The organism is Nocardioides daejeonensis, assembly GCF_003194585.1.
Lineage (GTDB): Bacteria > Actinomycetota > Actinomycetes > Propionibacteriales > Nocardioidaceae > Nocardioides > Nocardioides daejeonensis.
Map to the genome: position 1 here is coordinate 35,535 of NZ_QHKZ01000008.1, position 21,519 is coordinate 57,053.

The 21,519-nt window shown below is 69.5% G+C and carries 17 protein-coding genes and 1 tRNA gene; 12 read left to right on the forward strand and 6 right to left on the reverse strand.

The genetic code is table 11. From position 1 onward, the window contains the following. The first annotated feature begins 27 nt into the window (after positions 1-27). The 11 genes from DNK54_RS18110 (at position 28) to DNK54_RS18160 (ending at position 14,102) form a co-directional block, all read left to right on the forward strand. Complete coding sequence (locus DNK54_RS18110; protein WP_110208417.1) at positions 28-1,194, forward strand: hypothetical protein; 1,167 nt, start codon at positions 28-30, stop codon at positions 1,192-1,194. A gap of 109 nt (positions 1,195-1,303) precedes the next feature. Further along, positions 1,304-3,034: a class I SAM-dependent methyltransferase gene (locus DNK54_RS18115; protein ID WP_110208418.1), complete on the forward strand. Its 1,731-nt coding sequence runs from the start codon at positions 1,304-1,306 to the stop codon at positions 3,032-3,034. A 159-nt stretch (positions 3,035-3,193) separates the two neighbouring features. After that, complete coding sequence (locus tag DNK54_RS18120; protein WP_110208419.1) at positions 3,194-4,099, forward strand: Rossmann-like and DUF2520 domain-containing protein; 906 nt, start codon at positions 3,194-3,196, stop codon at positions 4,097-4,099. Continuing rightward, positions 4,099-5,040 (forward strand): pantoate--beta-alanine ligase, encoded by a 942-nt coding sequence (gene panC, locus DNK54_RS18125; protein ID WP_110208420.1) that lies wholly within the window; start codon positions 4,099-4,101, stop codon positions 5,038-5,040. The genes DNK54_RS18120 and panC overlap by 1 nt, the downstream gene beginning before the upstream one ends. After that, entirely contained in the window at positions 5,040-5,459 is a 420-nt protein-coding gene (gene panD, locus DNK54_RS18130) for an aspartate 1-decarboxylase (RefSeq protein ID WP_110208421.1), read from the forward strand. The genes panC and panD overlap by 1 nt, the downstream gene beginning before the upstream one ends. A 24-nt stretch (positions 5,460-5,483) precedes the next feature. Next, a complete protein-coding gene (locus tag DNK54_RS18135; RefSeq protein WP_239460175.1) occupies positions 5,484-7,247 on the forward strand; it encodes an L-aspartate oxidase in 1,764 nt (587 codons plus the stop codon). Then, a complete protein-coding gene (nadC, locus tag DNK54_RS18140; RefSeq protein ID WP_239460176.1) occupies positions 7,244-8,275 on the forward strand; it encodes a carboxylating nicotinate-nucleotide diphosphorylase in 1,032 nt (343 codons plus the stop codon). The genes DNK54_RS18135 and nadC overlap by 4 nt, the downstream gene beginning before the upstream one ends. 3 nt (positions 8,276-8,278) lie before the next feature. After that, complete coding sequence (locus DNK54_RS18145; RefSeq protein ID WP_110208422.1) at positions 8,279-9,049, forward strand: type III pantothenate kinase; 771 nt, start codon at positions 8,279-8,281, stop codon at positions 9,047-9,049. A 120-nt stretch (positions 9,050-9,169) separates the two neighbouring features. After that, positions 9,170-9,493, forward strand: coding sequence for a histone-like nucleoid-structuring protein Lsr2 (locus tag DNK54_RS18150; RefSeq protein ID WP_110208423.1), 324 nt, complete (start codon positions 9,170-9,172; stop codon positions 9,491-9,493). Between the two features lie 151 nt (positions 9,494-9,644). Further along, positions 9,645-11,393 carry a hypothetical protein gene (locus DNK54_RS18155; RefSeq protein ID WP_110208424.1) on the forward strand — a complete coding sequence of 583 codons (1,749 nt, stop codon included), beginning with the start codon at positions 9,645-9,647 and terminating at the stop codon, positions 11,391-11,393. 150 nt (positions 11,394-11,543) lie between these two features. Beyond that, complete coding sequence (locus DNK54_RS18160) at positions 11,544-14,102, forward strand: ATP-dependent Clp protease ATP-binding subunit (protein WP_110208425.1); 2,559 nt, start codon at positions 11,544-11,546, stop codon at positions 14,100-14,102. A gap of 194 nt (positions 14,103-14,296) precedes the next feature. On the opposite strand, the gene DNK54_RS18165 is transcribed toward DNK54_RS18160, so the two are convergent. Beyond that, on the reverse strand, positions 14,297-15,160 hold the full coding sequence (locus tag DNK54_RS18165; RefSeq protein WP_110208426.1) for an HhH-GPD family protein: 864 nt from the start codon (positions 15,158-15,160) through the stop codon (positions 14,297-14,299). A gap of 98 nt (positions 15,161-15,258) precedes the next feature. On the opposite strand from DNK54_RS18165, the gene DNK54_RS18170 reads away from it, so the two are divergent. Further along, the gene (locus DNK54_RS18170; RefSeq protein ID WP_110208427.1) at positions 15,259-16,077 is read left to right on the forward strand and encodes a hypothetical protein; all 819 of its coding nucleotides are present in this window, start codon (positions 15,259-15,261) and stop codon (positions 16,075-16,077) included. Positions 16,078-16,165: 88 nt separating this feature from the next. Here the strand turns inward: DNK54_RS18170 and DNK54_RS18175 are convergent, their stop codons facing one another. From DNK54_RS18175 to DNK54_RS18195, 5 genes are all read right to left on the reverse strand, one after another. After that, on the reverse strand, positions 16,166-17,452 hold the full coding sequence (locus DNK54_RS18175) for a TolB-like translocation protein (RefSeq protein ID WP_110208428.1): 1,287 nt from the start codon (positions 17,450-17,452) through the stop codon (positions 16,166-16,168). 307 nt (positions 17,453-17,759) lie between these two features. Further along, positions 17,760-18,863, reverse strand: a complete 1,104-nt coding sequence (gene disA / locus DNK54_RS18180) for a DNA integrity scanning diadenylate cyclase DisA (protein WP_110208429.1) — start codon at positions 18,861-18,863, stop codon at positions 17,760-17,762. Positions 18,864-18,966: 103 nt separating this feature from the next. Continuing rightward, on the reverse strand, positions 18,967-20,358 hold the full coding sequence (gene radA, locus DNK54_RS18185) for a DNA repair protein RadA (protein ID WP_110208430.1): 1,392 nt from the start codon (positions 20,356-20,358) through the stop codon (positions 18,967-18,969). Positions 20,359-20,448: 90 nt separating this feature from the next. Beyond that, positions 20,449-20,522, reverse strand: a tRNA-Pro gene (locus DNK54_RS18190). Positions 20,523-20,588: 66 nt separating this feature from the next. Beyond that, a complete protein-coding gene (locus tag DNK54_RS18195; protein WP_110208431.1) occupies positions 20,589-21,500 on the reverse strand; it encodes a metallophosphoesterase in 912 nt (303 codons plus the stop codon). Positions 21,501-21,519: the final 19 nt, after the last annotated feature.

Genomic DNA, 21,519 nt, shown 5'->3' on the forward strand with positions numbered 1-21,519 from the left:
GCGCTCCTCCCCGGCTATCCTCAGGGCATGCTTTCGGGGAACGAGCTGGACGCGGTGCATCGGCTGGCCGAGGGGACCAACCTGATCCACATCGGGCCCGAGAAGACCGGATCGACGGCGATCCAGTCGGCCTTCGCCGCATTGCGCCCGAGGTTGGCCGACTCGGGGGTCCTCTACCCCGGCAACCCCGAGCGGCCCCGGCCCTACCTGGAGGCACTGGGCTTCCACGGGCAGCGTGGCGCGCCGCCTCGCGACCCGGCCGAATGGCAGGACCTGCTCGACGAGGTGGCGGCGGCCAGCGCCTCGCGTGTGCTGATCAGCCACGAGCAGCTGGGACGTGCGACGGATGACCAGGTCCGGCAGGTCGTCGCGAGCCTTGGCGGCGAGCGTCCGCACGTGCTCATGGTGGCGCGACGCTACGACACCTTCATCCCCTCGCAGTGGCAGCAGGGTGTGAAGGCACGGACCACCCTGAGCTACGAGGAGTACCTGCGCCTGGTCATGCGGGAGGACGACTCGCATGTGCTGTGGCAGACGACCTGGCGACCGCACGACACGGCCGAGCAGGTGCGTCGCTGGGGAAGCGTGGTGGGGGAGGACGCCGTCACGGTCGTGGTGGCGAACGACCAGGACCACGGCTTCCTCTTCGGAGTCTTCGAGCGGCTCTTCGGCCTCCCCGACGGGAGTCTCCGTGAGCATGTGGTCCGGTCCAACCGGTCGCTGACCTACCCCGAGGTGGAGCTCCTGCGTCAGTTCGCGATCGACTTGAAGGAACGCGGCGGGACGTTGGAGGACTTCCATCGGCTGATGCGGCAGGGCGTGCTGCGTGCGATGCGCACCCAGCCTGTGGTCGAGGGCGAGCCGCCGGTGCCGCCCTTGCCGCGTTGGGCGATGGACTTCGCGCGCCGACGCAGCGAGCAGCGGGTCTCCGACCTGCAGGCCCTTCAGGCGGAGGGACTGCACATCATCGGCGACCTGGGCCGGTTGGAGATCCCGGCGGACGCGCCCATGTCGGAGGATCTCCTGCCGCCGGCAGTCGTCTCCCTGGAGACCGCCGTGCGAGTCAGCAGTGCTCTGGTGCGGATCGAGATGCGAGGACAACGCAGGCTGAAGCGTCGGGCGCGTCGGGCCACGCAGCGTGGGGCAGCCGAGCCGCCCGCCTCGACCTCCTTGCTCAGCCGTTTCCGGCGTTGACTGTGCTCGGAAGGACAGGCGGCGTTGCCGCTCCGGCCTGTGGGCGAGGTGTTGGTCGCAGGGCGCGGAGCGGCGGGAGATCCGGGTCTGTCTCGGTAAGGTTCGGCGGGTGACTCTCCGCTCCCGCCTGGCCGACGTACGCCGCAGCCTCCGTCCGCAGCCGGTGCCGCCGGTGGTCGGGATCGTCGAGAGGTTCACCGCGAGGCAGCTCGTCGGTTGGGTCTCGGTCCCGGCCGACCTGCCGCCTGCGCCCGTCGACCTCTATGTCGGTCCCCACCTGATCTCCTCGACCTATCCCACGGCCGGTGTCCCGCTCTCCGGCATGGAGGTCGTCAAGGAGGACGGTCAGGCCCCCCGGCGCAGCCGCGGGAGCGGCATCACGGCCGGTCCGCGCGACGACCGCCGACACTCGCCGCAGGAGGTACGGGTCTTCAGCTTCCAGGTGCAGGGGTTGTGGGCGTTCCTCGGTCGGCGTGCGCGGGTCTCCGTGCGCTTCCGCGGCCAGGTGCTGCCGATCGCCGGTCACGGCATGTGGCTGAGCCCTCGTCGGGCCGGCGACGGGAGCATCGAGGAGCTGCTCGCACTCCTGGCATCCGGTCACAAGCTCTCCAAGTCCGGCAGCTTCGTGCCGCCGCTGGAGCAGAACGCCTCCTGGGGAGACGACGTCGCGGCCCTGTTCGGACAGACGCGGACCGTCCTCGCGGAGCGTGGACTCGAGCCGTTCCTGGTCTACGGAAGTCTGCTCGGGCATGTCCGAGACGGTGGCCCGATCAGCCACGACAACGACTTCGACGCGGCGTACATCTCGTCGCACGCGACCGGGGAGGACGTCGCTGGCGAGCTTGTCGAGATCGCCCTGGAGCTGCGTAGGTCCGGCTTGGTGGTCGACCTCCGGCACCGGCTGCTGCATATCCACGACCCGGAGTCGGGGCGGAAGATCGACCTCTTCCACTCCTGGTTCGACGACGCCGACAACTACCGCATCACGTGGGGTGTGGCCGGCACGACGCCCTTCCGGCGCGCCGATTGGCACGGCACCGAGGAGGTCGACTTCGCAGGCGGCCGCTTCCTTGCTCCCCGCCAGCCCGAGCGCCTGCTCGCGCACCTCTACGGGGAGGACTGGCGGTTGCCGAAGCCGGGTTTCAACTGGAACCTGAGCCGGGTGGATGCCGCGGAGGACGGCGTGCTCACCACCGACCAGCGCACCAAGGTCTACTGGGCGAACTTCTACGCCACCAACGAGTACAGGGCTGGTTCGACGTTCTTCGAGTTCGTCAACGCGCACCCGGCCATGCCGGCGACGGTGGTCGACATCGGGTGCGGCGACGGTCGGGACGCCTGTGCCTTCGGGGCCGCGGGACGGCGCGTCCTGGGGCTGGACCAGTCGCCGGTCGGCATCGAGCACGCTCGCGAGAAGGCGGCCGGGCTCGGCCTCGAGGAGGTCGCCTTCGAGGTCTGCGACGTGGCCGACGAGCAGGCTCTGGGTGCTGTCCTCGACCGCGGTGCCGGTGCGCGGAGCGGACCGGTGCTCTTCTATCTGCGTTTCTTCCTGCACGCGATCAACGAGGAGATCCAGGAGCGGCTGCTTGCCGCCGTTCGCACCCACGCGCGACCGGGGGATCTCTTCGCGGCCGAGTTCCGCACCGACAAGGACAGCGACGCGGAGAAGGTGCACGGCAACCACTACCGCCGGTTCCAGAACGCCGAGGCGTTCCGGGAGCGCCTGGTGGGCACCTTCGGTTTCGACGAGTTGCTCTTCGAGATCGAGTCGACCGGCCTCTCGCCGTACCGGGGGGAGGATCCGGTGCTCTACCGGGTGATCGCGCGCCGTACGGCGTGATCCCGCGCCGTGTGACCCAGCCCACCGATCCTTCTGGTTCACAGCCGGAATCGGCAGGCGTAGCGTTGGTGTTCGAGCCAGCAAGGGCAACGTCCGGTACCTGATCCGGCCCGCTTCGGTGGGTGGTCGGCGGGACTGGAACGAACAGATTGGACCGTCATGACCGCAGCATTGCGGGTCGGTGTGGTGGGCGCGGGACGCGTCGGAGCCGTGCTGGCCGCTGCACTCCGCGACGCCGGGCACTCGGTGGTCGCGGTCGCTGGCGAATCCCAGGCCTCGCGCGCCCGGATCGCCGATCTGCTCCCGGGAATCCCGGTCGAGAAGCCCACAGCCGTCGCTCGCTCGTGCGACCTGCTGTTGCTCACGGTTCCCGACGACATGCTCGCCAACGTGGTGAGCACCCTTGCCGCCGCCGGCGCGATCCGTTCCGGGCAGTACGTCGTCCACACCTCCGGCAGGCACGGCCTGGCCGTCCTCGACCCTGCGACGCTGGCCGGCGCCCGGCCGATCGCCCTGCACCCGGCGATGACCTTCACCGGCACGGCGCTCGACCTCGGGCGGCTGGGCGGTTGCGTCTTCGGCGTGACCGCCGGCACCGGCGAGCGGGAGCTCGTGGAGTCGTTGGTCGCCGATCTCGGCGGCCGTCCGATGTGGGTGCCTGAGGAGCGTCGCACGCTCTACCACGCCGGTCTCGCCCACGGCGCCAACCATCTGGTCACCCTCGTTGCCGAGGCGATGGAGATGCTGGCCGCCGCCGGCGGCGACCACCCGGCCGACACGCTGCGCCCCCTCCTCGAGGCTGCCCTCGACAACGCCCTCAACCAAGGGGACCGCGCGCTGACCGGGCCCATCGTGCGTGGAGATGTGGAGACCGTGCGGGCCCACCTCGCCGACCTCGTGCACAGCGCACCACACACGCTCCCGTCGTACGTCGCGATGGCCCGCTCGACGCTCGACCGTGCCGTCGCCGACGGTCGGCTGCTGCCGTTGCGTGCCGCCAAGATGTCGCAGGTGCTCGAGGCCTCGTTGACCGGGCTGCCGACACCGAACCGGGTGGTCGGCTGATGGTCCGCCCGCAGTTGGCCAGCACCCGCGCCGAGCTTGCGGAGCTGCTGGCTCCGCATCGCGCCGCCGGTCGCCGGGTGGGCTTCGTGCCCACGATGGGCGCCTTGCATGACGGCCACGCCTCGCTGATGCGCGTTGCGAAGGAGAGGGTCTCGACAAGCTCGACCACCGGCGTCAGCTCGACCACTGGCGTCAGCTCGACCACCGGCGTCGGGCCGGTGGTGGTCTCGATCTTCGTCAACCCGCTGCAGTTCGGGGCGGGCGAGGATCTCGACCGCTACCCGCGCACGCTGGAGGCCGACCTCGACCTGTGCGCCGCGCAGGGCGTCGACGTGGTCTTCGCGCCCGCGGTCGAGGAGGTCTACCCCGGCGGCGACCCGCACGTGACCGTCGAGCCGGGCCCGCTGGGCACCGTGCTGGAGGGCGCTACCCGTCCGGGCCACTACCGAGGCGTCCTCACCGTGGTGGCGAAGCTCTTCGGACTGGTCCGCCCCGACGTCGCCGTCTTCGGCCAGAAGGACTACCAGCAGCTGGTGCTCGTACGCCGCATGGTCGCCGACCTCTGCCTGGGCATCGACGTCGTCGGTGCCGAGACGATACGGGAGGAGGGTGGCCTGGCCATGAGCTCTCGTAACCGCTACCTCGACGTGGGGCAGCGCGAGCTGGCACTCGGCCTCTCGCGCGCACTGCGCGCCGGCGTCCTCAAGGCGGCCGACGGCCCCGATGCGGTCCGCATGGCCGCGCTCTCCGAGCTCACCGACCAGACCGGTGTGGAGGTCGACTATCTCGTCGTCACCGCTCCCGACCTGGCCGAGGCGCCCAGCCGCGGCGAGGGCCGTGTGCTGGTCGCCGCCAAGGTCGGGAACACCCGGCTGATCGACAACGTTCCGGTGTTCCTGGGCAGAGCTGAGGAACAGTCCACCGCAGGAGGAGACAACTGATGCTGCGCACCATGATGAAGAGCAAGATCCACCGGGCCACCGTCACCCAGGCAGATCTGCACTACGTCGGGTCTGTCACCGTCGACGAGGACCTCCTCGACGCTGCCGACCTCCTGGCCGGTGAGCTCGTCCACATCGTCGACATCACCAACGGCGCTCGTCTGGAGACTTACACCATCGCGGGCGAGCGGGGCTCGGGCGTCATCGGCATCAACGGAGCCGCCGCACGGCTGGTGCACCCCGGGGATCTGGTGATCCTCATCGGCTACGGCCAGATGGAGACGGCCGAGGCCCGCGGGTACCAGCCGTCCGTGGTCTTCGTCGATGGCGACAACAAGATCCTGGCCACCGGCTTCGACCCCGCGGAGGCGGCCGAGGGCAGCGGCCTGGTGCGGGGCGACATCACCGCCGGTCGCTGAAGCGACTGGTGGGAGGATCACCCCGTGCCTACGACGCCTGATCCGCTGCTGCCGGGTCGCCTGACCGCTCCCGAGCCGGGCTGGGTGACCCGCTCCGATGTCGTGGTCATCGGCTCCGGTATCGCCGGACTGACCGCCGCGCTGCGGATCGACGCCGAGCTCCGGGCCCGCGCCGACGACGACGGAGCCACCGTGATGGTGGTGACCAAGGACGTGCTCAACGCGGGCTCCACGCAGTGGGCTCAGGGCGGGATCGCGGCAGCCTTGGGACCGGGGGACACGCCGGAGCAGCACGAGCGGGACACGCTGGTCGCGGGCGCAGGCGCCTGCGACCTCGAGGCCGTGCGGGTGCTCGTCAACGAGGGCCCGGCGGCGGTCCGGGAGCTGATCGCGCTCGGCACCCGCTTCGACCACCACGACGGTGTGCTCTCGTTGACCCGCGAAGGTGGTCACCATCGGGACCGCATCGCTCACGCGGGCGGCGACGCCACCGGTGCGGAGATCCAGCGTGCGCTGATCGCCGCGGTCGAGGCAGCACCCTCCATCGAGGTCATCCAACATGCGCTCGCGCTCGACCTGCTCCGCGACGCCGACGGCGGCGTTGCGGGCGTCACGCTGCACGTGATCGGCGAGGGCCAGCGTGACGGCGTCGGCGCGGTGCACTGTCGCGCCGTCGTACTCGCCAGTGGCGGGATCGGCCAGGTCTTCTCGGCCTCCACGAACCCGGCAGTGTCCACCGGGGACGGCATGGCGCTGGCGCTGCGGGCCGGTGCCCGGCTGCGCGACCTGGAGTTCGTGCAGTTCCACCCCACTGTCATGTACCTCGGTGCCGACTCCAGTGGTCAGCAGCCGCTGATCTCCGAGGCTGTTCGCGGCGAGGGTGCGGTGCTGGTCGACTTCGACGGCGGCCGCTTCATGCAGGGTCAGCACGAGCTCGCCGACCTGGCTCCCCGCGACGTCGTCGCCAAGGCCATCACCCGGCGCATGCACGAGCAGGACCGCCCGCACATGTGGCTGGACGGTCGTCACCTCGGTGCACCTGCCGACGCTCCCCTCGATGCGACGACGCTGGAGCAGCGGACCGCGTTCTGGGAGCGTCGCTTCCCGACGATCCTCAGCACCTGCCGCTCCCACGGCGTCGATCCGGTCGTCGACCTGATCCCGGTTGCTCCAGCCGAGCACTACGCCTCCGGCGGTGTCGTCACCGACCTGTGGGGCCGCACCGACATCCCGGGCCTCTACGCGACCGGGGAGGCGGCCTGTTCCGGCGTCCACGGCGCGAACCGACTTGCTTCCAACTCGCTCCTCGAGGGGTTGGTCTTCTCCCGGCGGATCGCCCAGGTCCTGCCGGGCGAGCTGCGGTCCTGGGGTGCGCCGTTGCCCGACGTGCGCGTGCCTGGGATCGTCCGGGCCGACGTACGGCCGGGCCTGCAGGCGGCGATGACCGGGCGCGTGGGTGTGCTCCGCAACGAGGCCGGGTTGCGCCAGGCGCTCACCGAGCTCGCGACGATGGTCGACGAGGTTGCGCCGGAGGTGGGCGTAGCGGCTTGGGAGACCACCAACCTGCTGCAGGTCAGCCTGGCGCTGGCCGGCGCCGCTCTCGCGCGTGCCGAGACCCGCGGTTCCCACTGGCGCGAAGATCATCCCGAGCGTGACGACGTCGCCTGCGCGGGGCACCACGACACCACGCTTGCCGACCGCCGCCTGCGACGGGAGTTCCGTCCGAGCCCGGCGACCGACACGGTCGGAACGGCCGACCTGGTCTCGACAGAAGGAGCCGCCTTGTGAGCGACGGAGCCGAGCGAGGTACGAGCGAGCGACCGAGCGAACCCACCACGCCGAGCGACGGAGCCGAGCGGGGTACGAGCGAGCGACCGAGCGAACCCACCACGCCGAGCGTTGCGCGCCTCGGGTTCGACGACCTGCCTGCTGCTCTCGTCGCCGAACTGCAGAAGGCCGGCCTTGATCCCCGCGGGCTCTACGACCATGTCGCGCTCGCGCTGGCCGAGGACGTGCCCACCGATGACGTGACGAGTGCGGCGACGATCCCCGGCTCGCAGGAGGGCGTGGCCGACCTGGTGAGCCGGGAGGCGGGCACCGTCGCCGGTACCGCCGTCGCCGAGCTGGTCTTCCGCTACGTCGTCGGCAGCGAGGTCCGGGTGGAGCGACCGGTCCACGACGGCACCGCAGTCCAGCGCGGTACGACGTTGCTCACCGTCGCCGGGCCGGTCCGGCAGCTGTTGATCGCGGAGCGCACCGCGCTGAACTTCCTCTGCCGTCTCTCCGGGATCGCCACCGACACCGCGCGTTGGGTCACCGCTCTCGGGGGGAGCGGTGCCCGGGTACGCGACACCCGCAAGACCACCCCCGGTTGGCGGCGTCTGGAGAAGTACGCCGTGCGGTGCGGTGGCGGGGTCAACCACCGCGCGTCCCTCTCGGACCAGGCCCTGATCAAGGACAACCACGTGCTTGCCGCCGGTGGCGTCGTGGCGGCGTACCGTGCCGTGCAGGAGGCGTACGCCGACCGGACACCGCCGCTGCCGATCCAGGTCGAGGTCGACTCGCTGGAGCAGTTGGCCGAAGTGCTCGACGCCGGCGCTACGCAGGTACTGCTCGACAACATGGTCCCCGACCAGATGCGTGAGGCGGTGCGTCTCAACGCTGGTCGCGCGACGCTCGAGGCATCGGGGGGGCTGACCCTCGAGACCGCTGCCGCGGTCGCCGCTACGGGTGTCGACTACATCGCGGTCGGTGCGCTGACCCACTCCACCAACGTGTTCGACGTGGGGATGGACCTGCGGCCGGACGGAGCCTGAGCCATGACGCTCCTCGCGGTCGACATCGGCAACAGCCACACCGTCCTCGGTCTCGTGGTCGAGGGTGAGATCGAGGCACATTGGCGGGTCGCCACCGATGAGCGTCGGACCAGTGACGAATGGGCGTTGCTGGTGCGAGGGCTTCTGGCCGAGTATCCCTGCGACCTCTCAGGTATCGCGGTCTGCTCCACGGTTCCTGCTGTGCTGCACGAATGGCGTGAAATGCTCGAGCGTCGGTTCGCCGACGTGTGCTCGGTCGTCGTCGAACCGGGGATCCGGACCGGCATTCCGGTGCTCACCGACAATCCTCGTGAGGTCGGCGCCGATCGCATCATCAATGCCCTCGCCGCAGCGAAGGGATATGCGGGCGCCAGCATCGTGGTCGACTTCGGGACCGCGATCACGTTCGACGTCGTCACTGCTCAAGGACAGTATGTCGGCGGTGCCATCGCGCCGGGTATCGAGATCTCGCTCGAGGCGCTGGGTCGTCGCGGCGCCCAATTGCGCAAGGTGGAGCTGTTGCGGCCCCGGTCGGTGATCGCAAAGAACACGGTGGAGGCCCTCCAATCCGGCTTGGTCTTCGGTGTCGCTGCGCAGGTGGACGGTTTGGTCGCGCGCATGATCGCGGAACTCGGACTCGCCAAGGAGGAGGTCAATGTCATTGCCACCGGCCACCTCGCCCCCCTTGTCATGGCGGAATGTGCCAGTTTCACCGTTCACGAGCCTTGGCTGACGCTCCGCGGCCTGGAACTGGTTTTCGCCCGGAACTCCTGATTCTCCTCGCGATTGCGAATCGCTGAAGAATTCCCGTGCCGCCCGGGGTTTATCGGGGTCATTCTCGTGTCATGATGTGCGAGTCCTATTCATCAGCCGCAGTCACCACAGGGGTATTGCATGGCACAGAAGGTCAACATCGTCCTCGTCGATGACATCGACGGAAGCGAGGCCGACGAGACGATCACCTTCGGTCTCGATGGCACCTCCTACGAGATCGATCTGAATTCCGCCAACGCGGAGAAGCTTCGCGAAGCGTTGGCGCCCTATGTCGGCCACGCCCGCAAGGTGGGTGGTGGTCGCCGTGCCGGCCGTCGTGCGGCGACCTCCTCCGGCCCGTCGGCCGCCGATGTTCGTGACTGGGCCCGGTCCAACGGGTACGAGGTCTCCGACCGGGGCCGCGTCCCTGCCGAGGTGCGCGAGGCCTACAACGCCGCGCACTGATCGGGTCTGATCTGAGTGGCGCGGGTGGCGTCTCCCCAGGGGAGGCGCCACCCGCGCCGTCGTCTTCGCAGGGGATTTCGTATCCGCAGGTCGACGTCGCGGGTTTGGGCTACAGTCGAGGACCACGTCTTCTCAAATCTCGGGGGGTGCCGTGTCGCACGGCAAGAACAGGACCGTCGGCCGTCACGGAGCGGAGAGCTGGATCTCGGTCGCTCGACAGCGCGCGGTCGGCTGCGTCATCGCCGTAGCCGTGGCGGGCGTCACCGCGGGCTTCGTCACGCCCGTCGCGGCGCACGCTGCGACCTCCGAGAGTGGCGTCGTGAAGGTGCCGACGGAGAAGGCTCCCGCCGCGTTGACCCGCTGGGGAGACGCCCTGGTCTTCATCGCCGGTGGTGCAGGTGATCGGCAGCTGTGGATGGTCGACGCCGACAAGCCCCCGCAGCGTCTCTTGGCAGATCCCGCGTTCGATGGCCTCGCGATCCAGGCGATCCGTCCGGCAGGCGACCGCCTCTACTTCACGGCCGGGTCGGCGTCGGAGGGCGTTGAGCTCTGGGTGACCGACGGCAGTGCGACCGGGACCACCCGGCTGACTGTCTCTGATCCGGAGCATCGGGCCGGGGTCGGAGACGTCTTCGACACGGTCGGTGACACCCTCTACTTTCTCCATAGCCCTGAGCAGGGCCAGGATCTCGGTCTGTGGCGGACCGACGGCACGTCAGCGGGCACCCGGGCCGTCGCAGAACTCCCTGCAGGTGGTTTCTTCCACGACCTTGTCGTCGCCGATGGGACGATCTTCCTGACCCACTCCGAGAGGCTCTACGGTCCCCGGTCGCTCTACGGGTACGACGGCGACGGAGGCGGAGTGACCCTGCTGACCGAAGGCGGGTACGTCTCGCAGCTGACCTCGGTCGGTGACACGTTGTACTTCGTGAACGACGGCGGGCCTGACGGAGCCGAGGTGTGGCGCTCGGACGGCACCGTCTCGGGGACCCGGCAGGTCGCTGATCTCAACCCGGCAAAGGGAGCACCCAGCAATCCGGCCACGCTCGTCGAGTTGAACGGCAAGCTGCTGTTCAAGACCACTGAGCCGGACGAGCGGCTGTGGATCACGGACGGCAGCAAGGCCGGCACCCGTCTCTTGAAGGTGCTCTCCAAGAAGCGCGGCGATGCTCTCAACGGGCAAGACGTGGTCGTGATGGATCGCCTCGCCTTCGTCCCGGGCAGGCGTGGGAGCCGTCAGGAGCTCTGGCGTACTGACGGCACCGCCGCCGGCACGAAGCGGCTGACCTCCTTCGCCGCGGGCGATCGGGGCCTGGACCTGCAGTCCCAGGACCGTGGCTTCGCGGTGGCAGCCGGGCGCGTGTGGTTCCCGGCGCTCACCCGCTGGAACGGCAGCGAGCTGTGGTCGTCCGATGGCACCGTGGGCGGCACTGGTTTGGCGATCGACCTGCGCCCGGGCCAGCCGGCACGGCCGCCGCTGGGGCTGACCGGCGCCGGTGACACGCTGTGGTTCGCCACGACGGATGGAGGCGGTCAGCTCTGGCGCAGCATCGCTGCAGACGAGGTCCGTGGAGTGCGGGTGACCGCCGCCGACGTGCAGAAGCAGAAGCGGCAGAAGGTCCGCATCAAGCTGAGGGTGCGTGCCGGTGAGGAGGTGCGGCTCAAGGCTGCGGGCGCGATCAAGATCGCTGGTCGGCCGTCCATGCTTCCGCTCCCGGCGGTCAAGGGGTCGACGGTCAAGGGCAAGCGGACGACGTTGCTGCTGACCGTCAGGAAGAAGCATGTGAAGCCGGTGCTGGGCGCGCTCGGGCGCAAGCGGGTCGTCGCCCGAGCCACGGTCAGGCTGACCGACACAGCCGGGAACATCGTCACCCGTGAGGTCCGGGTCAAGCTCAGGTGACGGCGTACGGCCGGGTGGTCCCTGTTCGCTGAGAGCGGACCGACGGGGTTGGGCCGGCGGGAACACGTAGGGTGGGGCTAGACGTTGGTACCACTGTCTGCACCCGTCAGGGTGCGCCTGTGGCTACACCAGATTGCGAGGCACTCAGAGATGTTCGAGCGGTTCACAGACCGAGCCCGGCGGGTGGTCGTGCTGGCCCAAGAAGAGGCCCGCATGCTCTCGCACAACTACATCGGCACCGAGCACATCCTGCTCGGCCTGATCCACGAGGGTGAGGGTGTCGCCGCCAAGGCGCTGGAGTCCCTCGACATCTCGTTGGAGGCGGTGCGCGCCCAGGTCGAGGAGATCATCGGCCAGGGTCAGCAGGCTCCTTCGGGTCACATCCCCTTCACCCCGCGCGCCAAGAAGGTGCTCGAGCTGTCCCTGCGGGAGGCGCTGCAGCTCGGCCACTCCTACATCGGCACCGAGCACATCCTGCTCGGCCTGATCCGTGAGGGTGAGGGTGTCGCTGCCCAGGTGCTGCAGAAGCTCGGCGCCGACCTCAACAGGGTCCGCCAGCAGGTCATCCAGCTGCTGTCCGGCTTCCAGGGCAAGGAGAGCGCGACGGCAGGTGCCCAGACCGGTGGCTCCGGTGGCGAGGCGCCCTCGTCGTCGCTGGTTCTCGACCAGTTCGGTCGCAACCTGACCCAGGATGCGCGTGAGGGCAAGCTCGACCCGGTCATCGGGCGCGAGCAGGAGATCGAGCGGGTCATGCAGATCCTCTCGCGGCGCACGAAGAACAACCCGGTGCTGATCGGTGAGCCGGGCGTCGGAAAGACCACCATCGTCGAGGGGCTGGCCCAGGACATCGTCAAGGGCAACGTCCCCGAGACGCTGAAGGACAAGCACGTCTACACCCTCGACCTCGGCGCCCTGGTCGCCGGCTCTCGCTACCGCGGTGACTTCGAGGAGCGCCTCAAGAAGGTGCTGAAGGAGATCAAGACCCGCGGCGACATCGTCCTCTTCATCGACGAGATCCACACGTTGGTGGGCGCCGGCGCTGCCGAGGGAGCCATCGACGCGGCCAGCATCCTCAAGCCGATGCTGGCACGTGGTGAGCTGCAGACCATCGGCGCGACCACGCTCGACGAGTACCGCAAGCACCTCGAGAAGGACGCCGCGCTCGAGCGCCGCTTCCAGCCGATCCAGGTCAACGAGCCCTCGATCGCCCACACCATCGAGATGCTCAAGGGTCTGCGCGACCGCTACGAGGCCCACCACCGTGTCACCATCACCGACGAGGCGCTGGTCTCGGCGGCGACGCTGGCCGACCGCTACATCTCCGACCGGTTCCTGCCGGACAAGGCCATCGACCTGATCGACGAGGCCGGCTCCCGACTGCGGATCCGTCGGATGACGGCGCCGCCGGACCTGCGTGAGTTCGACGAGAAGATCGCCGACGTGCGTCAGCGCAAGGAGGCCGCCATCGACGGCCAGGACTTCGAGGCCGCTGCATCGCTGCGCGACGAGGAGAAGCAGCTCATCCTCAAGAAGGCCGACCGCGAGAAGCAGTGGCGGGCCGGCGACATGGATGTCGTCGCCGAGGTCGACGAAGAGCTGATCGCCGAGGTGCTCGCCGTGGCGACCGGTATCCCGATCGTCAAGCTCTCCGAGGAGGAGTCCACGCGACTGCTCAAGATGGAGGACGAGCTGCACAAGCGGGTGATCGGTCAGGAGGAGGCCGTCAAGGCGCTCTCCCGGGCCATCCGGCGTACCCGTGCAGGGCTGAAGGACCCGAAGCGTCCCGGCGGGTCGTTCATCTTCGCCGGACCGTCGGGTGTCGGCAAGACCTGGCTCTCCAAGACGCTTGCGGAGTTCCTCTTCGGCGACGAGGACGCGCTGATCCAGCTCGACATGTCGGAGTTCTCCGAGAAGCACACCGTGTCGCGGCTCTTCGGTTCGCCCCCCGGCTACGTCGGCTACGAGGAGGGTGGCCAGCTCACTGAGAAGGTGCGCCGCAAGCCGTTCTCCGTGGTGCTCTTCGACGAGGTCGAGAAGGCCCACCCCGACATCTTCAACTCGCTGTTGCAGATCCTGGAGGAAGGTCGCCTGACCGACTCGCAGGGCCGGGTGGTCGACTTCAAGAACACCGTCATCATCATGACCACCAACCTCGGCTCGCGTGACATCGCCAAGGGCGTCAGCCTCGGCTTCGGCAACGCGTCCGACACCCAGGGCACCTACGAGCGGATGAAGAGCAAGGTGTCGGAGGAGCTCAAGCAGCACTTCCGCCCGGAGTTCCTCAACCGTGTCGACGAGGTCATCGTGTTCCCGCCGCTGACGCAGGAGCAGATCGTCGCCATGGTGGACAACATGATCGCGTCGGTCGAGGCTCGGTTGAAGGACCGCGACATGTCGCTCGAGCTCACCCAGGGGGCGAAGGACCTGCTCGCCAAGCGGGGCTTCGACCCGGTGCTCGGTGCTCGACCGCTGCGTCGCACCGTGCAGCGTGAGATCGAGGACGTGCTTGCCGAGAAGATGCTCTACGGCGAGGTCGGCCCCGGTCAGATCGTGCTGGTCGATGTCGAGGGCGAGGGCCCCGAGGCGTCCTTCACGTTCGTGGGCCAGAAGGTCAGCCCCCTGCCCGACGCCCCGCCGCTCGAGGCAGCACTCGACGGTGGTGAGGACGCGGGAGCCCCCGACGTTCCCCGAGCCGAGGGTGACGCCTGATCGGCTGAAGCGCCTGAGTCGGAAGAGCCGCGGATCCTTCGGGTTCCGCGGCTCTTCTGCATTTCCAGCTCGGCTGCCCCCCGCGACGTCCTGCGTGGTGGTTGTCGGGGCGGCCGGGCGGCAGGACGTTGTGCGGGACGTCCTGCGTGGTGGTTGCCTGCGGCACCTGATGGCAGGACGTTGTGTGGAGGGAGTCAGGGGAGTGCGTAGAGGTCTCCGTGCTGCACCACCAGGCCGTCGTCGAGCATGCTCTGCAATGCTCGCTCGCGTTGCACGGGCTCATGCCAGGCCTGGTCGAGCCGCGCCTTCGGCACCCGGCCCGGCGCATCGCGGAGCACCCCCAGCAAACGCCCACGAACCTGGCGGTCGGTGCCGGCGTACGTCTGGACCTTGCGGGGCGGGCCGTCGTACGCCGGCCGTCCGGCCTCCAGCCAGGCGCACTGGTCGCTGATCGGGCAGCCGCCGCAGGTGGGATTGCTCGAGGTGCAGACGAGCGCGCCCAGCTCCATCACCGCGACGCTCCAGGTCGCCGCGGTCGGTACGTCGTCGGGCAGGAGCCGGGCGGCCAGGTCACGCTCCGCGCGGCGCACCGAGGTGGGTGGGAACTCCTCGCCCTCGATCACGCGGGCGAAGACCCGGCGTACGTTGGTGTCGAGCACCACCTGCCGCTGCCCGAAGGCGAAGGCGGCGATCGCGGCCGCGGTGTAGTCGCCGACTCCCGGCAGGCTGAGCAGCGTCTCCCGATCGTCCGGCACCTCGCCGCCATGCTCGGCGACGATCGCGACGGCTGCCGCGTGCAGCCGAAGCGCCCGGCGCGGGTACCCGAGACGACCCCAGGCACGCACGGCCTCGCCGGCCTCCTCGGCAGCCAGGGCCGCCGGTCTCGGCCACCGCTCCAGCCAGGCTTCGTGCACCGGGAGCACACGACTGACCGGGGTCTGCTGGAGCATGAACTCGCTGACCATCACCGACCACGGGCTTGCCTCAGGACGGCGCCACGGCAGGTCGCGCGCCGCGGCGTCGTACCAGTCGAGCACCTTCGTGTGCAGATCGTCCATCGCCCTGCATCCTAGGGAGCGACCGCCGGGTGTGCGCGGCCGGCCGGGGCTCGGAGTGGCAACCGGAACGCCGCGGATCGGCTGACTACCGTGACCCCATGAGCTCGATGCAACCCCGTGGTCCGCTGCCCGCCCGGGTCTACTGGGTACGCCGCGCCGTGGTGCTGGGTGTCGTCTTCTTGCTCGTCTTCACGGTGACCAGACTCTTCAGCGGCGGGTCCGACGAACAGAAGAACACGGCGGGTCGCGCGTCGGGCGACACGTCGGCAGCCGGTCCTGACCAGGGCACGGAGCAGACCACGAAGAAGCCGCGCAAGAAGAAGCCCAAGGTGGTGCTGGCCGATCCTGACGGTCCCTGCGACCCGGCTGAGGTCACCGTCGCACCGACCATCGAGCGGGAGCCCGCTGGCGGACCGCGTATCGAGATCCCCCTGGAGTTGAGCACCGACCGGGAGGCCTGCACCTTCGTGGTGTCACGTCGTACGGTCGCGCTGAAGATCACCTCGGGCAGCGACCCCATCTGGTCGAGCGCACATTGCGGCCAGGTGCTCGGCACCCATGACGTCGTGGTGCGACGTGCGAAGCCCGCTGTCGTCACCATCGCCTGGAACGGGCGCCGGTCCTCCGAGGGCTGCGTACTCGGCAACTGGGCTTGGCCCGGCGGCTACCACGCGATCGCCGCGAGCCTGGGGGGTGAGCCGGTCGATCAGTACTTCGAGCTCACCAAGCCGAAGGGCGAAGTGATCGTCAAGACGCGCAAGCCGAAGAAGGAGAAGAAGAGCGCGGACCAGAAGAAGTCCGACTCGAAGAAGGACAAGAAGGACAAGAAGAAGGGCCAACGGCAGGCTGGTCCTTCCGATGACCCCAGCACGCCCACGGAGGAGCGCGCGACCGGCGACGGGGCGCAGGAGCCCTGAGCCGCCGTGAAGCAGTCCCGGATGTTTCGCAGGTCTGGAAGCGAGTTCGACCTGAGAAACATCCGGGACTTTCTGGTTGAGGCGGGCGTCAGCGCCCGGCGACCTTCTTGGTCGGCTTGCTGAGCGCCTTGGCGGCCACGTGACCCGTGCGCTTCCCCGTGACCCTGACCTGGATCCGGCAGCCTCGGTGCTTGCCGGTCAAGCGCAGCTTCGTGCTCGTGGCGCCCTTGATCGGGCGACCGTCGCACCACCACTGGTAGCTGAGCTTGGTGGCACTGGGCTGGAACTTCGGCGCGCGAGCGCTCAAGGTGCGACCAACGATCGGCTTCCCGGCCACAGAGGGCTTCTTCTTCACCGCCAGCCGCTGCGAACCCGGAGCCAGGCGCGCCGCCGACCAGTCGGGTTGGCTCGCGTTGGGGATGATGCGGCGCGGCGTCGAACAAGGGGTGTCGGTGATCGCTGTCCAGATGCCGTCCGGCTCCTCCCAGGCCAGGTTGCGGCTGTCGGGAGCCCAGGTGGGCGACGCCATCCCTGCCATCGCCGGCTCGGTCATGCAGGTCCACTCGGGCGGAGGCGGTGGCGCACCGACCTTGGCGTTGCCGGTCACCTCGTACCAGGTGACCCGCATGTCGTCGCCGTAGCCGCGAACCGCGGCCAAACGCTTGCCGTCCGGTGACAGCTCACCGTCCTCGAGATCCGTCGACATGCCCGGTGGCACCAGGTCCTGGTCGTCGAACCAGTGCACCGGATCCTTGCCGAGATCCTTCAGCATGATCTGGTAGAGATAGCCGCCGCTGAGCATCACCCGGGTGTTGCTCACCCACGACGGCGACCACATCGTCGTGATGCCGTACGTCGTCGCTGGCGTGAGCCGGTCGGAGCGGGTGATGCCGGAGGCGACGCTGGGACGGCAGCCCGGGGTACCGAGGTCGCACTGGTAGGCGGCGAGCGTGTAGATGATGTGCTTGCCGTCCGGCGAGATCGACACATGGGCGGGAGGGGTGTTGGCTGGGCCGACGAGCGGTGGCGGGTCCAGCCGCTTGAGGACCGTCCCGCCCTGGGTCATCGTCACGATGTCCTTGCCGTGGCCGACGGCGATCACGCCGGTGTCGGACTGCGACGGCGACTGGTACGGCCGGTTCCTGGTCCCATCGCGGGTGACGCGGTGGGCACTGCTGCCGTCGCCGTTGGCGATCCACACATCGTGATCGCGGATGAAGACCAGCGAGCCGCCGGGGTTGCTGAGCCCGGCGGCCTGCGCGGCAGGTGCTTGCCCCGTTCCGACGGGTGCTGCCAGGACGGTGGTGGGGGTGAGGGTGGCGCTCGCCAACGCGGCGAGCGTCCAAGCGGCACCCCGAGTCTTGATTCTGTGCATCTCTCTCCTCGGTGTCGTGGCGAGCCCGCAGACGGGAGTGATGCGCTCGGGGGATGCCGTCAGCCACGCGTCGGTGTGTCCTCGCATCGGCCGCCCGGGTCGGCTATCTCTCATGCCACCGGTCACGTGTGAGGGCGAGCCCGACCGCATCTCCCCGCCTGCGGACCCGACAGAGGATCTCCCGGCATGCGGCCCAGAGCTGAAGGGGCAGGAGTCCTCAACCGCCCGGGCTCTTCACCGCCCGGACCGGTCTGCGTCCGTCGCCCGCGCTACACCTGACCTGCTCCGGGACTACCCGCGGCGCAGGTCAGACGTAGCGCTCGAGGATGCTGGACTCGGCCAATCGCGAGAGGCCTTCGCGGACACTACGGGCCCGGAGCTCGCCGACTCCGTCGACCGCCTGGAGGTCGTCGATGCCAGCGGAGAGCAGCTTCTGCAGGGTGCCGAAGTGCTCGACCAGGCCATCGACGACCGAGGCCGGCAGCCGGGGCACCTTGGCCAGCAGGCGGTAGCCACGCGGTGCTACGGCGCCGTCGAGGTGCTCGCTGGTGCCCAGGCCCAACGCCTTGGCAAGAGACGCGGGATCGACCAGGTCGGTGGGGGAGAGGGACTCGATGCGGTGCACGAGCTCCTCTGGGGACTTCTGGCGTCGTCCGCTCGGCAGATAGTCGCGGATCACCAGCTCCCGCTCGCTGTCGACGCCGGTGACGAGCTCCTCCAGCTGGAGCGAGAGCAGCCGGCCGTCCGTGCCGAGCTCCAGCACGTAGTCCTCGATCTCGCGGGCGATCCGGATGACCATCTCCAGGCGCTGAGCTACGACGACGACGTCGCGAACCGTCACCAGATCCTCGATCTCCAAGGCGGAGAGGGTGCTCGACACCTCGTCGAGCCGAAGCTTGTAGCGCTCGAGCGTGGCCAACGCCTGATTGGCGCGGGAGAGGATCTGACCGGAGTCCTCCAGCACATGCCGGGTCTGACCTACATAGGCGGCGATGATCTGCATCGACTGAGAGACCGAGATGACCGGGAAGCCGGTCTGCTTCGCGACCCGGTCGGCCGTGCGGTGCCGGGTGCCGGTCTCCTCCGAGGGAATGGTGTGGTCGGGCATCAGGTGGACGGCCGCGCGCTGGATCCGGGTGACGTCGGCGTCGACGATGATGGCGCCGTCCATCTTGGCGAGCTCACGCAGACCGGTCGCCGTGAACGGCACGTCGAGGGTGAACCCGCCCGTGGAGATCGACTCCACGACCTTGTCGTGGCCCAGCACGATCAGCGCACCGGTGCGCCCGCGGAGGATGCGCTCGAGGCCGTCACGCAGCGGCGTACCGGGGGCGATGGAGGACAGCGTTGCGCGCAGCCGGAGGTTCTCGTCCGCCTGTTCGATGTTGGCCACGCCGTCCCCGTTCAGCATCCGTTGGTGGTCGCCTCAGTGTACGCAGCGGGCGGCATCGGAGTCGTGGGGATTCCGGCGTGGCGGGTCGGCACCCCGGCAACGGAGCAGGTGCCCACGACGGTCAGGAGCGGTGGCTCGCCTGGCCGGTGAAGCCGAGCAGGCGGAGCGCCGAGGCGATGTCGGGGACCTCCAGGACCTTGAGGCCGTCGACGAGGCGCTCCTTGCCGCCGTGGGCCGCCTTGTTGGGCACGACGGCGTACTTGAAGCCGAGGCGGGCCGCCTCGGCCAGGCGTTGCGGCAGGTCACGGACCCGCCGCAGCTCGCCGGCCAGCCCGAGCTCGCCCATGGCCACCAGGCCCACCGGCGGTGGTCGGTCGTGGAGGGAGGATGCCAGCGCCAACGCGATGGCGAGGTCACTGGCCGGCTCGAGCACCTTGGCGCCGCCGACCGTGGCAACGAAGACGTCTCGATCGTGCAGCCGGATCCCCCCGTGCTGCTGGAGGATCGCCAGCACCATCGCCACCCGCGAGGAGTCCACGCCGGAGGTGGTGCGGCGCACCTTGTCGGAGGTGGCTGGCGAGGCCAGCGCCTGCACCTCGGCCAGGAGCGGCCGCCTGCCCTCCATGCTCACCGCGACGCAGGTGCCCGGCACCTGTTGTGCATGGTGCTCGACGAAGAGGCCGGTCGGATCGGCGACTGCTTCGATGCCGTCGGGGCCGAGCTCGAAGCAGCCGACCTCGTCGACGGGGCCGAAACGGTTCTTGACCGCACGGAGCATCCGGAACCGGGAGTTGCGGTCGCCCTCGAAGTGCAGCACCACGTCGACCAGGTGCTCGAGCACCCGTGGGCCCGCGATGCTGCCCTCCTTGGTGACGTGACCGACCAGCACGGTGGTGATGTTGCGGGTCTTGGCGACCCGGATGAGTGCGGCCGCCACCTCCTTGACCTGGCTGACGCCGCCGGGGACGCCCTCGACGTCGCTGGCGCTGACGGTCTGCACCGAGTCGATCACCAGGAGCTCGGGCCGGACCTGCTCGATGTGGCTGAGCAGCGCGCCGAGGTCGGTCTCAGCGGCGAGGTAGAGCTCGTCGTGGATGGCTCCGGTGCGATCGGCACGCAGCCGGACCTGGGAGGCGGACTCCTCGCCGGTCAGGTAGAGGGTGCGGCGCCGTACGCGAGCCGTCTGGGCGGCGACCTCGAGCAGGATCGTGCTCTTGCCGACGCCGGGCTCACCCGCCAGCAGGATCGCTGCCCCGGGCACGAGGCCGCCGCCGAGCACCCGATCGAGCTCCGCCACCCCGCTGGAACGCATCTGCGACTCCTCGACCGAGACCTGGCCGATGGGCACCGCCTGGGCAGAGACCGGCGATGCGCTGACGCGTGATGTGACCACTGCCGCCTCGGCCACCGAGCCCCAGGCCTGGCACTCGCCACAGCGACCCACCCACTTGGTGGTCTCCCAGCCGCACTCGCTGCAGCGGAAGGTGGGGCGACTCTTGCGTGTGGAGCTCATGGCGTGACCTTATGAGGTGGGCCCGACAAGACCCGCGCGGAGATGCATTCAGGCCCGGAGAGGAAACCCCTCCGGGCCTGAATCATGGTGTCGGGCTGACAGGATTTGAACCTGCGGCCTCTTCGTCCCGAACGAAGCGCGCTACCAAACTGCGCCACAGCCCGATCACGATCGGCGAACCGCTCGTGAACCGTGACGGAGCATACCCGAGCCCACGGCAGCCGCCGAAATCAGCCCCGGGGGAGAAGCGTCAACAGGGTTGCCTCAGGGCGGCAGGCCACCCGGAACCGCAGGTAGGGGTTCGTGCCCAGCCCGGCCGATACGTGCAGCCAGGATGAGCCGGGGTCGCCCTCGCGCGAGTCGGCAGGGTGGCGATGGAGCCCCTTGGCGCGGGCCGGCTCCAGGTCGCAGTTCGTGGCCAGAGCGCCGAGTGCCGGCAGGCACACCTGACCGCCGTGGGTGTGCCCGGCCAGGATCAGCTCGTGCCCCGTGGCGGCGTACTGGTCAAGGACCCGCAGGTACGGCGCGTGCGCCACCCCGAGTCGCACGTCGGCGTCGTCCGGGGCCGGGCCGGCGACCGCAGGCAGATCGTCGTAGCCCAGATGCGGGTCGTCGACACCGGTGAACGCCAGATCGAGACCCGCGACCCGCAACCGCTCACGTCGGTTGGTCAGGTCGAGCCAGCCTGCCGAGGCGAACCCGTAGCGGAGATCGCGCCAGGGCAGCTGGGGCACGTCGACGTGGCGCTTGCCGCGGTCGGGGGCGAGGTAGGCCAGGGGGTTGCGCAGGCCGGGTTCGAAGTAGTCGTTGGAGCCGAAGACGAAGACGCCCGGCAGGTCGAGCAGCGGCGCCATCGCATCGAGGGCGGTCGGCACGGCGCGCCGGTGCGCCAGGTTGTCGCCGGTGTTGACGACCAGGTCGGGGCTCCAAGCGGCGAGGTCGCGCACCCAGTCGCGCTTGCGCTGCTGCCCAGGCGTGATGTGCAGGTCGCTGAGATGCAGTACCTTGACCGGCCTGCTGCCTGCCGGCAGGAGCGTGAGGGCGACCTCTCGCACCGTGTAGGCACGAGCCTCGGCGGCGGCGTACCCGGCCAGGGCGACGCCGGTGGCGGCGCCGACGCCCAGAATCCGGGTGAGCAGCATGGGGCAAGGCTGCCACAAT